This window comes from Reichenbachiella versicolor, assembly GCF_003171675.1.
GTDB classification, from domain to species: Bacteria; Bacteroidota; Bacteroidia; order Cytophagales; family Cyclobacteriaceae; genus Reichenbachiella; species Reichenbachiella versicolor.
On record NZ_QFZQ01000006.1, the window covers coordinates 332921 to 346969 of the forward strand.

Genomic DNA, 14049 nt, shown 5'->3' on the forward strand with positions numbered 1-14049 from the left:
GACGATTCGAAGAGCATCAAGCCAAAGGCAGGTAAACCTTGAAAGTAGTTCCTACTCCTACTTCACTATCTACTTCTACCTTTCCTTTATTGAGGTGGACAAATTCATGAACGAGATTGAGGCCGAGTCCTACACCTTTTTCACCACTTGTTCCCCTACGAGTTCTTTCACCTGTAAAACCGAATAACTCCCCGATCTTCTCGTCTGAGATGCCTATCCCTGTGTCCGAAATGTAGATCACACCATATTCACCTTCTACATCTATACGTAGATCAACTTGCCCTCCATTGTCTGTGAACTTCAGTGCGTTGCTCATTAGGTTTCTAATGATAGTAGATATAGTGTTCCTATCTCCTCGAACCTTCACTAAGTCTTCGACTCTCTCAGTCATCTTGATGTCTTTGGCAATAGCATTATGCGAAAGCATATTGAGAGAGATGTTCGCCACTTGCCCCAAGTCAATTTCTTCTTCTCTGAAAGGTATCTTGCCTTGCTGACTCATCGCCCAACTTAGTAAGTTGTCTAATACCGAAGATAGCTCACCAGCGGTCTTCTCTTGTAGCTTAGCTACTTTCTCGATTTCCTCCCATTCTTGAGCCTCTACATGCATCTGTATGAGCATAGCGATACCATTGAAGTTGTTGACTGGCCCACGGATATCATGTGAAATCAGGGAAAAGAACTTGTCCTTGGTTTCATTGAGCCTCTGAAGCTCATCTCGCTGATCAGCTACGATCTTTCTTCGGCTTCTAGCGATTCGGATCAGTCGCTCTTTCAATTTCATGACCTTCAGCCCTGCATAAATCAACGCCAATAATAGAAGTACAAAAATGGTAATACCTCCTAGCAATAGCTTATGGTTTCTACTCTGAACTGTTAAAAGTTCCACTTCGGCATGTTTGAGGTCAAGTTCGGTCTGCTTCTGACCTATTTCATATTCGGCACGAAGATTAGCGATTTTGCGGATGTTAGCCTCATTGTTGATGCTATCTCGGTAAGCGATATATTGACACTGGTGGTGGTAGGCTTTTTGATGGTCATCTAAACTATCATAGAGCTGAGAGAGTTTGAGGCTGGCATCTCTTATTCTTTCTTGTAGGCGATCTTCTTCGGCGTAGGCTAGGGATTCTAATAGCAAGGCTTCGGCGGTTTTGAAGTCGCCTTTAACGATGTGGATGGAGGCGAGTTCTGTTTGAAATTCGGTGAGTGCGTAAGTGTCTCCTAAATCTTTAAGTATATTAATTGCCTCTTGTAAATTTCCTTGAGCCAGAGTCAAACTATCCAATTTCGATAATACTAGACCCAAATTTCCCAAAGCATATGACACTCCGATTGAATAATTTAGCTCCTGGTACAACTGACTCGCTTCAAGAGTATGCTTATATGATTTCTCATACTTTCCTAACGTATAATAATCATATCCGGTATTTAATACAGCCGCACTAAGGGATAAACTATCATCAGAAACAAGCCTGAGCTTTTCTATAGCTTCTTCGCTCATAAAAAGTGCAGTATCATACTTATTATTCAAAAAGTACAACTGTGATACCTCAAGTAATGTAATTGCTTCTAGATTTTTTTTATTAAGCTTCTTAGCAAAGTCAAGGCTCTTCGTAAATGCATCAAGGGATTCATACCATTTCCCAGACTCTCTAAGTGAATTCCCCAGTTGAAAGTAGCCATCAAATAGTCCCTTTGGGTTATTTTTGGAATTAGCTAACTCAATAAGTTTGCGAGAATATTCTTCACTAACTTTTGAACTAGTCTCAAAATGAGCAATATCGAGTAACAGTTGCATTATTTCGTACTCATTATAATCTCTTGTTTTTAATAACATTTTTAAACTATCTGCAACAAATTGATCTTGAGCAACAACCAATTTAGATGACATAAAAAAAACCCATGTCATTAAGACAAGGGTCTTCAATTTGTTTCTAGTAAAAGTTGACATTAAACGTATTAAAAACCTCACTTTAACTCTTTGGTTTCGCTCTTATTTTTGGATCAATAGTGATCTCTTTTCCTGAATTGGTAACATATACTACAGTATAATCTTCAGTTGCTTCACAAGTACTTTCCTTCACCTCTGCAGACCATACACTACAATCTGCATTAGGTTCTGGGTTTTTGAACACTTTGTCAGTACCACTTTTAGGTATAATTGATTTGATGGAGCTTACCCCATCCGCTGCAAACCATTGTACTCTTCCGCTACCATTGCTAAGAGCATTGGTTTCAAAGCTCTCTGGTGTAGAGCTTATATTTCCTTCGTTGTCTAAAAAGACAGACTTGCCATTTATATGCTGCACAAAAATCGCAGCATCTACTTTCATGTTGCTCATTTAATTTTTAATTAATTTGTTTCAAATAACCTGCTGATACATATTAGTCTCATCGAGGTTGGTTGGCAACCTATTCACAGAAAAAGGCATTGCTTGAAATTATACAATTTATATCGGATACACAGGACTTCAATGCAATAAGTTTTGTTGTTTATCGTTTTATTACCTCAAATCTTGATGGAAGTTTAACGAATATCTTCTCACGACTTTTTGAAAAAGGGATCTGGATTCTTGGGGAGCTACCGTATTTTGAAAGATCACTTTCCCGAAAAGTCGGGACGAGCAGTGCCTCGCGATGACGGCTATAAATCAAAAAAACAACGTCATTACGAACACAGTGAAGTAATCTCTCAAATGAAAGTAGCAACGTACCTGAGCGGATCGCCGCGCTATGCTCGGATGACGGTCATTTTACGTTAGCAACAAAGCCTATCATAGCCAAAAAATTAACCATCACCCTGAGCCCAAGCGAAGGGTCTTCTAGGACATAGCTAGATATTTCGCTCTGCTCAATATGACTGCGTTTTTGTTTAATAAAGACCGTAAATATATTTCGTCATTACGAACGCAGTGAAGTAATCTCTCAAATGAAAGCAGCAACGTACCTGAACAGATCGCCGCGCTATGCTCGCGATGACGGGTCGAAAAGCATCATGTCAAAACTAACGTCTTTGTGAGGAGGAACCACATGGCAATCTCTCAAAATGAAGTAGTACCATACTCGTATAGATCGTTCACGATGACAGTTATAAATCAAAGAAACAGCGTCATTACGAACGCAGTGAAGTAATCTCTCAAATGAAAGTAGCAACGTACCGGAGCAGATCGCAGCGCTGTGCTCGCGATGACGGGTCGAAAAGTATCATGTCAAAATTACTACCGTCTTTGCGAGGAGGGACGACGTGGCAATCTCTCAAAATGAAGTAGTAACATACCCGAATAGATCGCCGCACTGTGTTCACGATGACGGTTATAAATCAAAGAAACAGCGTCATTACGAACGCAGTGAAGTAATCTCTCAAATGAAAGCAACAACGTACCGGAGCAGATCGCAGCGCTGTGCTCGCGATGACGGATCGAAAAGTATCATGTTAAAACTACCCGTCTTTGTGAGTAGGAACCACATGGCAATCGCTCAAAATGAAGTAGTACTATACCCGAATAGATCGTTCACGATGACGGCTATAAATCAAAGAAACAGCGTCATTACGAACGCAGTGAAGTAATCTGTTCGTTGAACCACTGTATGACCTAAACAGATCGCTTCATTCCTCGCGATGACGATTCGAAAAGCATCATGTTAAAACTACTACCTTTATTGAGAGAAGGTATGGTGATGGTTTGTCAATTACATTTTTCAGAATGGTCTGGCTGATGTCCTCAATTTTTTTTCTTTTCCCGGCATCTACTGACTTGAAGTGCACAAATTTTCATTTTTGAATTATCCAACTGACTTGAAGCAAAAAAGAATTTTTTTCTAATAATCCAGCTGGAGTGGAGCTCGTAGATTTTTTGCGTGCTTCAAGTCAGTGGATGTAATGTGAGAAAAATTTTAAATAGTACAAACAGGACATCATTCATCTAGAAAAAATCACTCAAGGATTGCGTAAACAAGTCATCTGAACTAGGAAGTATATTTCTACCTTAAACATACAGATGGCAACTTTCATATAGCTCAATGTGTGTATTCGCTACTGGCTATTCTTAGAAGCTTTATTTCATCTACTACATGAATGGCTCTACCTGTGACAGTAATCAAACCGTCTTCTTTCAACTCTTTTAATAATCTGCCTAAACTTTCTCGTACCGTACCTATAAGATTAGCTAGATCTTCCCTAGAAATGAGTATACCTGCATCGTCATACTTCTTGGTAAGTATCAAAAGATATAATGCCAAGCGCTCACGAACTTGCTTCTGTGCTAGTACTGTAATCACATTTACTAACACCCCAAATTCATGGCTCATATTATGAATGAGTAAATCGTGCAGTGAGGGAATCGTTTTCATCAGTTGTTCAAACCGAGACTTGCTGATAAAAGCCACTTCACAATCCTCTATCGCTTCACACGAGTCTTCAAAATTCTCATTGCAGAGCAAGGCATGATATCCCATTAGGTCTCCTTTGTTATATATATAAAAAATCTGATCCTTCCCCATCAATCCTGTCTTGAATATCTTAGCTCGTCCTGACAGGATAATAAATACACCTGTAGGAATACCATTTTCGTAAAATAATAGTTTACCTTTTTTGAACCGAAGTGTCTCAGCTTGATTCATGATTATTTGCTGATCTTGAGCAGACAAAGACGAAAGTATCTTATTGCTTTCAAAATCAAACTTCCTAAGGTCAATTTTCATAAATGTAACATGAGTTGTTTTCAAATGTAACATTTATCACATTTATATGTATCGGATATCCTATTTTAAAATATGTTACTCGATTTCCTTTGCATTGTGATACGGAACAAAACCATATTATCCATAGTCGCACTTACTGTGTTACTTTCCATGACTACTGCAGATACACTGTACTTGTTTGTGGAACCTAAGGATTTGAAGGCCTGTGAATTTGAACTAGAGGAGCTCAATGAAAGTGAAGAAGAAGAAAAAAATTCTTCAATTAGTTTTGAAGCCCCCTTAGAGTTTGACATCTGCATCAATGTTATCCTTTCCAGTACACTTAGTCTGCCCCTAAACCAACTTAGTACAAAAAGATCGTCAAGGTCATTCTTTAAAAGTAAGACACCACTATGCATTTTATTTTGCAGTCTTAAAATAAACTGCCCCCCCTTTCTTTAATCGAAGCTATTCCCCTTATGCTAGTGGTGTAAGAATCAATAACCTATAGAGTGGACAGACTCTAAGTACTCTTATCGGCACCGTATAGAGTCTATTGCTTCAACAATTCTTTTATCAAAACAGATTCTATGATGTATAGAATCAAAATTTCACCGGACAGTTGATCCGTTGACAGGCACTGTATTGCCTTTTCAAATCATAATAAATCATGAAATCAAGATTAAACGAATCCATAAAAAATATAAGAAGAGATGCTATGGCTGGCATCGTCACGGGAGTAATGGCCGTTCCATTGACCGTAGGTATATGTTTGATGTCAGACTATCCGGTCATGACAGGGTTATACACTGCGATTTTCGCTGGAATCATTAGCTTCATCACTTACCTATACAAACCTGGTAATTATACTGGCATGCCTGGTGTGGCTGCTGGTCTTGCTCCTGCTTTGGCATTAGGGGTTCATACTTTTGGTATGGAGAATATGCCATTTGTTATTCTCTTGACTTCGATATTTCAGGTCATAGTATGGAAATACAGACTAGAGAGTTATATACTCAAACTTGTACCTCATTATTTGGTTGAAGGTCTGCTAGCAGGTGTAGGTCTGAAGATAGCGCTGAAATTCATTCCTTTTTTATACGACATCGAACATGAAACTGATGTATGGCTTAACTATGAACGAGAGATAATTCTAGTACTAAGTTTAATATCTTTTATCTCATTCGTATTGCTTTACAAGTATTACAAGAAGAAGATGCCGGCACTACCATATTTCGTTATTATGGCTAGTGGGTTTGCATTGAGTTTTTTCTTACCTCTACCTAAAATCAGTATCAAACATATTGATTTTAACCTCGTACTGCCATTACCTCACTTTGAACACTTGGATACTCCTGAGACTATCACTCTAGTGTTAAAGATGGTGATGTATGCTATGATGCTAGGTACAATTGATATCATCGAGCAGGTCATGTCAAATGTCGCTATCGAAAAAATGGACCCTCTCAACAGAAAAGCTAATACTAATAATAGCTTATTAGCTATCTGGATAGCCAATATAGGCGGTACATTTTTTGGCGGCATGACTAATTTGGATGGTCTGGCAAAAAGCACTACCAACACTGTAGCTGGCGCCATAACTAAAACTTCTAACCTATTCACCTCCTTATTCATTCTTGGTATTGTACTCTTCCCTGAAGTACTGAGTCATATGCCTGAATATGCTCTCGGCGTCATCATGGTGTATTCTGGCTGGAAAATGATTGCCAATATCGCTCATGTACGCACTGAGGGTAGATACGCTCTGATTATGGCTGGAGTATGCGGATTCCTCGTTTTTGAGCTTGGTATTTTTGAAGGTCTTCTGCTCTTACTGGGAGTACATGCTGTGATTCAGTTCATATTCATGAAAAGAATTGGCAAATCTTACAATGAAATATGGAGAATTTTCGTCTCTACTTTTCACCAAGGTGGAGATCCTGCAGGACTGGATTTTATCGACAAGCAGCAAGAACCAAGTGTCCCTGTTCTAGACAAATGGCTAGATACGATAAACTCTCACAATATTGATGCTCTAATGAAACTCTATGCGGAGGACGCCATGATGATACCTGCACTTTCGACCAGAGTTCGTCGAAACATCGATCAAATAAAAGATCTATTCCGAGATCTATTCGAAAAAGACGACTTGAACTTGACTCTGTATCAAGTATCAACTCAAAAGATCAATGGATTAAAAGTGGATAATGGTCAATATAGAATGAAATGGACCTCTCAAGGATTTGAAGAGAGCATTTACCTTAGGTTTTCGTTCGTAATTAAAGACGGAAAAATAATCAGTCACCACTCTAGTATAGAACCTTCCGAAAATATGACTGTATCTCATCCCAAAGCTTACGATTTAGATTACGTAGAATAATACCACTATGAGCAATTCTTATATAAAAAATGTAATCATAGGAGTCCTTTTTCTTTTGGTACTCGGTAGTCTTGATATAAACCATTCAAAATTAATCAGAAAACAAATGAAAGAGACACTGATTTCTTCAATAGATCAAAGATTACTATTGGATTCAGCTATCATCAGAAAACAATGTGTAATACTCCAAGATGACTCTACTGCCGCTGTGTATATAATAAACCAACTAGAACTATCAGAAAATACAGGCTATTTGATACTCGAAAACTTAAAGCGTCATTGCATCTTAGATTCTACTACCTACACTATAGCTAGGTCTAATATGAAGACTCAGAACTTTGTTAAAAACTATCTGTGATTTCACTTTTTCTACCCCGGATAAGACCTAAGAATACTATGTAACATTCAGAGGCCTTAGAATCAGTTTCAATCTCAAGTTCATTATAGAACTTTAGATAATCGACATCATAATGCACAATCAATATTTATCATTTGTAGACCATTGGCATGAGATCGCCGTAGTATGGAGCCAAGTGGCGTTGTACTCCGCTATAGCTATATTTCTTTATTATAACATTATGGTCTTGAAATGCAAACGGGCTGCAGCAAAGCACCAATACATGTCAAAAAGGGAAATTCAATACTACTGGCTGACTGCGCTCACTTTATGTATCAGCTTGATATTCTATTTGAATTCCATAATGGTGTGGGAAAATACTCCCGAAGCAGAATTGATATGGTTGTTTAAACTTTTTGTTAGTATCAGCATTGGTCTAGCTATTGCCATCTTTACCAATAGGTATTTTTATATCTACCATCCTTTTAACTTGGAAAAGAAGTTGCAAAAATTGCGCTTCAGACCGAGAGTTTCCCCCGTGACAGGACAAAAGATGCATTTATTAACTGAAGACGAAGAAGATGTTCATTTGACACTAGATATGATAGAACATGAAAAAATCAATGCATTCGAATATGATGTCTGGATAGATGATAGTTCAGGGTATAAACTGATCGAGGTCTATAAAGGCAACCTATATCTCGACATTTGCAAGAAATGTAACTATAGAACGGCTCATGAAACCAAAGAAGAAATAATTTTGGATGACTATGACCTTTTAGTGCAAAAACTGATTAAACACTATAGGTGCTACTATTGTGATCATGAACAGACTAAAACTGCAAAGTTGGTCATTGAAGGATAATATCTCATCCTCCTCAGTGTTGTTTTAGAGATGTGTTATATATACGGACAATCGCTGGAATATTTATTACTAGCGTATATCTAAATATTTGTGCGTTTGGAGTGAAATGTTCCAGTCAGGGTTGGATTTTACATAGTCTATGATCGACTGATGTACTTGGGAGGCTTTGCTCCACTCGGGCTGTAGCAACAGTACACAATCGTCATTAACCTTAGTTCTATGTTCCTCTGCAAATTTGAAATCTGACTTATTGAAGGCTATTACTTTTAGTTCATCTGCTTCTGAATAAATGCTCTCGTGTGGTGCTTTGAACTTCTTAGGGGAAAAACACACCCAGTCCCATGAACCAGTGATTGGATAAGCGCCAGACGTCTCGATATTGGTGATATAACCTTCTGATTGAAGCCTTTCTGTCAGTTCCGTCATATCGTACATCAGCGGCTCTCCACCTGTGACGATTACCAGACTCGACTCATAGTCTTTTATTTCATGGAGAATCTCGTCAATAGTCTTGAATGGATGATCCTCTTCGTTCCAAGACTCTTTGACATCACACCATACACAGCCCACATCACAGCCTCCTAAACGTATGAAGATAGCTGGCTTACCGGAGTGGAAGCCTTCTCCCTGTATGGAATAGAATATTTCCATAATGGGAAGTTTGGGTGATATTTTGGGTTGATAGTCCATTTATTGTTTTGACATCCTGACGCAAGAAGGGGCTTAGCGCGAAAATAATAAAGCAATCTATTTAGGTGACGTGACACGTTACGCTAACAGATTGCTTCGTCGTGTTTTCTACTTATGACGAGTATTTGTTTTTTACAATTTCGCTTTTGCTGCTCTCAGAGTATTAATCATCAATGAGGCAATTGTCATCGGCCCTACTCCTCCTGGTACGGGAGTAATATGGCTTACTTTCTTGGACACTTCTTCGAATTCAACGTCCCCTGATAATCTATACCCCGACTTACGTGTGTCATCTGCTACTCTGGTAGTTCCCACATCGATGACTACTGCACCTTCCTTCACCATATCAGCTGAGATCAATCCTGGCTTACCTACTGCTACTACAAGGATGTCGGCTTCTTTAGTATGCTTAGCTAGATCTACCGTATATTTCTGACAGGTAGTGACTGTAGCTCGACCATCATGAGAAAGCATCATAGACAGTGGAGCTCCTACTAACCTACTCGCTCCTACGATCACTGCATGCTTACCTTCTGTATCGATATCATATCTTTTCAACAATTCCATGATACCATATGGCGTAGCAGGCATCAATAATTGATTATCCGATACAATGCTTCCAAAGTTCTCATTCGCAAAACCATCCACATCCTTTTCTGGAATAATGGCATCCGTCACCTTATCTACAGAAATGTGATCTGGTAATGGCAATTGAACAATAAAACCATCAATATCTTCGTCCGCATTGAGCTGTTCTACATGTTTAAGAAGCTTTTCTTCAGAAATAGTAGCCGCAAACTGCAATAGGGTATAATCAAAACCAACTGCCTTACATGCGTTGATTTTGCCATTTACATAGGTATGACTAGCTCCGTCATCTCCTACTATAATAATAGCTAGATGTGGGGCACGCTGTCCATTAGCTTTCATCCCGTCTACCTGAGACTTGATTTCAGCTTTGATATCTGTAGATATTTTCTTTCCGTCGATGATAGTCGGCATATTAATCGAGTTTAAGTACCGCCATGAAAGCATCTTGTGGAATCTCCACACTACCTACTTGACGCATTCTTTTCTTACCTTTTTTCTGCTTATCGAGCAGTTTACGCTTACGCGAAATATCACCACCATAGCACTTCGCCAATACATTTTTACGCATAGCCTTCACGGTCTCTCTAGCAATGATTTTATTTCCAATAGAAGCTTGAATAGGAATTTCAAACATCTGTCTTGGGATCAGTTCTTTTAGTTTTTCACACAGTCGCTTACCCCACTCGTAAGCCTTATCCCTGTGTACGATAGCTGATAGTGCATCTACAGCTTCACCATTCAGCATGATGTCCAGCTTCACCATCTTGGAAGGTCTCAAGCCTACCAATTCGTAGTCCAATGAAGCATACCCTCTAGAAATCGTCTTCAACTTATCAAAGAAGTCAAATACAATCTCCGAAAGTGGAATGTCAAAAGTTAATTCAACTCTCTCGGCTGTCAGGTAAACTTGGTTCTGAATAGTTCCACGCTTATCCATACATAGGGAAATGATAGGACCTACGAACTCTGCTTTTGAAATGATCTGAGCTTTGATGTATGGTTCTTCAACGTGTTTAATCTTAGATGCATCTGGTAACTCCGAAGGTGCGTTCACTTCTTGCTCTGTTCCATCTGTCAATAATGCTTTGAATTGTACAGATGGGACAGTAGTAATCACTGTCATGTCAAACTCACGCTCTAGACGCTCTTGGATAATCTCCATGTGAAGCATTCCTAAGAATCCACACCTAAAACCAAACCCTAGTGCTGCTGAGGTTTCTGGTTCCCAAACTAAAGAGGCATCGTTCAACTGAAGTTTCTCCATTGATGCTCGCAGCTCTTCGTAGTCTTGTGTATCTACTGGGTAGATTCCTGCGAATACCATTGGTTTCACATCTTCGAAACCTTTGATCATCTCTGTAGTCGGACGATCTACATGTGTAATTGTATCCCCGACTTTTACTTCTTTGGCTACTTTGATTCCCGAAATAAGGTAACCAACATTACCTGCACTTATTTCCTTTTGTGGCTTTTGTTCTAAACCTAATATGCCGATTTCATCTGCATCATAAGTCTTTCCTGTAGCGACGAACTTTACTTTATCGCCTTTTTTAATCGATCCGTTGAATACACGAAAGATTACTTCGATTCCTCTGAAAGAATTGAAAACTGAATCGAAGATCATCGCTTGAAGTGGCTCGTCTAGCTTGCCTTTAGGAGCAGGGATTCTATCTACAATAGCTTCCAAAATATCATCTACCCCTATTCCTGTCTTTCCACTTGCGTGAATAATTTCTTCTTCGTCACAGCCTATCAAATCAATAATTTGTTCAGCCACAACCTCAGGCATAGCTCCAGGAAGATCTATCTTGTTTAAGACAGGTATAATCTCTAAATCGTGCTCTAATGCTAAGTACAAATTAGAAATGGTCTGTGCTTCGATACCTTGAGAAGCATCTACAATCAACAACGCTCCTTCACAAGCAGCTATAGAACGAGAAACTTCATAAGAAAAATCGACGTGACCAGGTGTGTCAATCAGGTTAAGAGTATATTTTTCTCCTTTCAAATGATAATCCATCTGAATAGCGTGACTCTTGATGGTAATGCCTCGCTCTCTTTCAAGATCCATATCATCCAACAGCTGATCTTGCATATCTCTATCCGCTACCGTACCTGTATGCTGTAGAAGTCTATCAGCCAAAGTACTCTTACCGTGATCGATATGTGCAATGATGCAGAAATTCCGTAAGTGCTCCATTAATTTTATTAATTGTTACCAGCTAACTATCAAGACCTTCTTTTCTAATGACTAATCAGCTATTCTCTATTCACTTCTGGTTTGACCCAGTAAAAAAGAGTGCAAAAATAGATGAAATCTTGTTTTAGCATGTTCAAAGTCAAAAGTTTAAAATTGAAAAAGTTGGCTATTCGCCTTTTACCTACCGAAATTTGCTCATCTAGAACAGCTGGGTAAAATATCAAAGACTAATAATAACAGTGAATTTGGACGCTAAACAGAATATATCTGAATACATCATAGAAATGTATCGAAAGGAAGACTTAATGAGGGCTTACAAGTTTGATCTTGAAAAATTCGGTACTCAAGTCATCAACTTCTTTCCTGTTGACCCAAAAGAAAAGCTAGCTGCGGTCAATTACTATGAAGAGCTGATGCAAAAAATGCAAAAACAAGGAATCGAAATATCTGGACATTTAGATGAGGTAAATGAGCTAGTAGATAATCTTGAGGCTCTCCATATTTCGCTTAAAGAGTCTGATGAAGCGTATCTAAATGTGTATCAAAAGGCTTCTGAGTATATTCAAAACAACTTAAAAGAGGCTAAAGGGATAATCAAAGGAGAAGTTCAAGTTTGTCTAAACGGGGTCTATGGTTTCCTGCTTCTTAAGATCGAGGAACGTCCAATCAAACCTGATGAACAATCAATGGTAGATGCTTTTGGTGACTTGCTCTCTTTGCTGAGCTATAAATATCAAGAGAAGGTTGAATCGAACTAATTAAAAGTACTATCAAAATAATATAGTGTTCCAATATACTTCTGGAGCGTTACTTGTTATTCTTCTAATTCTTCATAGATTTGTTCAAATTTTAACTTTAACATTATAACTTATGAAGTTTAATATCAAATTAGCCGCGCTTCTATTCGCTGGTTCTTTAGTTTTTACAGCATGTGACGAAGAAGATGAGGTCACTACAAAGTGTGAACCATTTCAAGTATGTGAGGGTGCAGAAATCGAAGTTTGTGGAAGTTCTGACAACACTGTTTCTTATTCATACGGGGGAGAAACTTGGACTTGTACTGATCCAGAATCTAGTGAATGCGAAGAAGCTGCAACAAAAGCAAGTGAAGCTGCTGTTGCTGACTGTCTTGGAAGTTAAAACAGTCTAATTTTAGAAGTAAATATTGTTTTTTCAGTATTTACTTCTATGACTATTTACAGAACTTATGACCATTATTCCTTCTTAAAATAGATACTCTTCCTTAAACGACTTAATCTGACCTACATGTCCAACAATAATTAGTACTGATTTTTTATTCAGTGTCGCCTTCGGATGAGGGTTGAACTGAAAATTATCATTTTCATCTTTAAAGCCTATTATCGATACTCCTGTCAACCTTCGTATATCTAATTGCTCAATGGTCTTGTCTCTATAACTGTCTTTCAAGTTTTGGACGTGGATCTCCTCAAGAGTCAGTGCTCCTCCTCCTGAGAGCATATCTAGATATTCGATCACCACAGGCTTGGTTATATGCTGTGCCATATGCAATCCTCCTACGGCATCTGGCATGATTACATGTGTAGCTCCTGCACGTACCAATTTTTTTTCTGAGCCTTGCTGAGAGGCTCTAGCTATAATCTTAAGGTCTGGCCGTAATTCTCTTGCTGTCAGTGTAAGGAAAACATTTTCCGCATCACTTGGAATCGTAGTAATAATAGCCTTTGCAGTAGAAATACCTGCTTCGTGTAAAGTTTCGTCGCTAGTCGCATCGCCTTGAATGGTTCGATAACCGAAATGCTGTTCTATGTATTCAAGGATTTCTTCGTTGTTTTCTATTATTACGAACTCAACTCCTTGACTTGCTAACTCTTCACAAGCTTTGTGACCATTGCGACCAAAACCAACTACTATTACATGCTCTGACATTTTTCTTACAACTTTAGTGAGGCGGTGTTTTTTATACAGTTTTTTCAATTCACCATCGAAGAGATAGTATGATATCACAGATACGACATACGCTACTACTCCTAAATTGAAAATAATATAAATACTTGTGAATAGACGACCAATATCCGAAAGTGGGCGAACTTCATTGAATCCTACAGTAGAAACGGTAAGTACCGTCATATAAAAAGCCTCTGTAAAAGTAAACCCCTCTATGATCATAAACCCTATCACTCCGAAAAGCAGTGTCATGAACATCAGAAACATAGCAAACGAAAACCTTTTGAGTTCCCACCTCCTAAGGAAGATAGTTGCAAACGTCGACTTGGTCTTGTTTAGAGCCATATTTTAATCTTAGGCGTAACCCTTTGGTTAAATAT

Annotated in this window: 12 protein-coding genes; 5 read left to right on the plus strand and 7 right to left on the minus strand. The window is 38.6% G+C overall.

Features of this window, described 5'->3' with window-relative positions; all coding sequences use genetic code 11:
• Positions 1 to 16 precede the first annotated feature (16 nt).
• The 3 genes from DKG80_RS14100 to DKG80_RS14110 all read right to left on the minus strand — a co-directional run bounded on the left by DKG80_RS14100 (position 17) and on the right by DKG80_RS14110 (position 4734).
• A complete protein-coding gene (locus DKG80_RS14100; protein WP_162555886.1) occupies positions 17 to 1891 on the minus strand; it encodes an ATP-binding protein in 1875 nt (624 codons plus the stop codon).
• An 82-nt stretch (positions 1892 to 1973) separates the two neighbouring features.
• A complete protein-coding gene (locus DKG80_RS14105) occupies positions 1974 to 2342 on the minus strand; it encodes a hypothetical protein (RefSeq protein WP_109831995.1) in 369 nt (122 codons plus the stop codon).
• Positions 2343 to 4017: 1675 nt separating this feature from the next.
• Positions 4018 to 4734, minus strand: a complete 717-nt coding sequence (locus DKG80_RS14110) for a Crp/Fnr family transcriptional regulator (protein WP_221409135.1) — start codon at positions 4732 to 4734, stop codon at positions 4018 to 4020.
• A 616-nt stretch (positions 4735 to 5350) separates the two neighbouring features.
• Here DKG80_RS14110 and DKG80_RS14120 point away from each other — a divergent pair.
• The 3 genes from DKG80_RS14120 to DKG80_RS14130 all read left to right on the plus strand — a co-directional run bounded on the left by DKG80_RS14120 (position 5351) and on the right by DKG80_RS14130 (position 8262).
• Positions 5351 to 7060: a SulP family inorganic anion transporter gene (locus DKG80_RS14120; protein ID WP_162555887.1), complete on the plus strand. Its 1710-nt coding sequence runs from the start codon at positions 5351 to 5353 to the stop codon at positions 7058 to 7060.
• A 106-nt stretch (positions 7061 to 7166) separates the two neighbouring features.
• Complete coding sequence (locus DKG80_RS14125; RefSeq protein WP_221409136.1) at positions 7167 to 7418, plus strand: hypothetical protein; 252 nt, start codon at positions 7167 to 7169, stop codon at positions 7416 to 7418.
• 262 nt (positions 7419 to 7680) lie between these two features.
• Positions 7681 to 8262, plus strand: a complete 582-nt coding sequence (locus DKG80_RS14130; RefSeq protein WP_162555888.1) for a hypothetical protein — start codon at positions 7681 to 7683, stop codon at positions 8260 to 8262.
• A 69-nt stretch (positions 8263 to 8331) separates the two neighbouring features.
• Here the strand turns inward: DKG80_RS14130 and DKG80_RS14135 are convergent, their stop codons facing one another.
• From DKG80_RS14135 to lepA, 3 genes are all read right to left on the minus strand, one after another.
• Positions 8332 to 8913, minus strand: a complete 582-nt coding sequence (locus tag DKG80_RS14135; protein ID WP_245907015.1) for a 7-carboxy-7-deazaguanine synthase QueE — start codon at positions 8911 to 8913, stop codon at positions 8332 to 8334.
• A 171-nt stretch (positions 8914 to 9084) separates the two neighbouring features.
• Entirely contained in the window at positions 9085 to 9954 is an 870-nt protein-coding gene (locus tag DKG80_RS14140) for a bifunctional 5,10-methylenetetrahydrofolate dehydrogenase/5,10-methenyltetrahydrofolate cyclohydrolase (protein ID WP_109832001.1), read from the minus strand.
• A 1-nt stretch (position 9955) separates the two neighbouring features.
• Complete coding sequence (gene lepA, locus DKG80_RS14145; RefSeq protein WP_109832002.1) at positions 9956 to 11743, minus strand: translation elongation factor 4; 1788 nt, start codon at positions 11741 to 11743, stop codon at positions 9956 to 9958.
• 245 nt (positions 11744 to 11988) lie between these two features.
• Here lepA and DKG80_RS14150 point away from each other — a divergent pair, with 245 nt between their 5' ends.
• Together DKG80_RS14150 and DKG80_RS14155 are read left to right on the plus strand one after the other, a co-directional pair.
• The gene (locus tag DKG80_RS14150) at positions 11989 to 12501 is read left to right on the plus strand and encodes a DUF4924 family protein (protein ID WP_162555889.1); all 513 of its coding nucleotides are present in this window, start codon (positions 11989 to 11991) and stop codon (positions 12499 to 12501) included.
• A gap of 112 nt (positions 12502 to 12613) precedes the next feature.
• On the plus strand, positions 12614 to 12883 hold the full coding sequence (locus DKG80_RS14155) for a hypothetical protein (RefSeq protein WP_109832004.1): 270 nt from the start codon (positions 12614 to 12616) through the stop codon (positions 12881 to 12883).
• An 84-nt stretch (positions 12884 to 12967) separates the two neighbouring features.
• On the opposite strand, the gene DKG80_RS14160 is transcribed toward DKG80_RS14155, so the two are convergent.
• Positions 12968 to 14014 carry a potassium channel family protein gene (locus tag DKG80_RS14160; RefSeq protein WP_109832005.1) on the minus strand — a complete coding sequence of 349 codons (1047 nt, stop codon included), beginning with the start codon at positions 14012 to 14014 and terminating at the stop codon, positions 12968 to 12970.
• Between the last annotated feature and the right edge of the window lie 35 nt (positions 14015 to 14049).

Coding starts and splice junctions, on each gene's coding strand:
- DKG80_RS14100 (WP_162555886.1), bottom strand. CDS start 1,891: ATGTCATCTAAATTGGTTGTTGCTCAAGATCAATTTGTTGCAGATAGT.
- DKG80_RS14105 (WP_109831995.1), bottom strand. CDS start 2,342: ATGAGCAACATGAAAGTAGATGCTGCGATTTTTGTGCAGCATATAAAT.
- DKG80_RS14110 (WP_221409135.1), bottom strand. CDS start 4,734: ATGTTACATTTGAAAACAACTCATGTTACATTTATGAAAATTGACCTT.
- DKG80_RS14120 (WP_162555887.1), top strand. CDS start 5,351: ATGAAATCAAGATTAAACGAATCCATAAAAAATATAAGAAGAGATGCT.
- DKG80_RS14125 (WP_221409136.1), top strand. CDS start 7,167: ATGAAAGAGACACTGATTTCTTCAATAGATCAAAGATTACTATTGGAT.
- DKG80_RS14130 (WP_162555888.1), top strand. CDS start 7,681: ATGTCAAAAAGGGAAATTCAATACTACTGGCTGACTGCGCTCACTTTA.
- DKG80_RS14135 (WP_245907015.1), bottom strand. CDS start 8,913: ATGGAAATATTCTATTCCATACAGGGAGAAGGCTTCCACTCCGGTAAG.
- DKG80_RS14140 (WP_109832001.1), bottom strand. CDS start 9,954: ATGCCGACTATCATCGACGGAAAGAAAATATCTACAGATATCAAAGCT.
- lepA (WP_109832002.1), bottom strand. CDS start 11,743: ATGGAGCACTTACGGAATTTCTGCATCATTGCACATATCGATCACGGT.
- DKG80_RS14155 (WP_109832004.1), top strand. CDS start 12,614: ATGAAGTTTAATATCAAATTAGCCGCGCTTCTATTCGCTGGTTCTTTA.
- DKG80_RS14160 (WP_109832005.1), bottom strand. CDS start 14,014: ATGGCTCTAAACAAGACCAAGTCGACGTTTGCAACTATCTTCCTTAGG.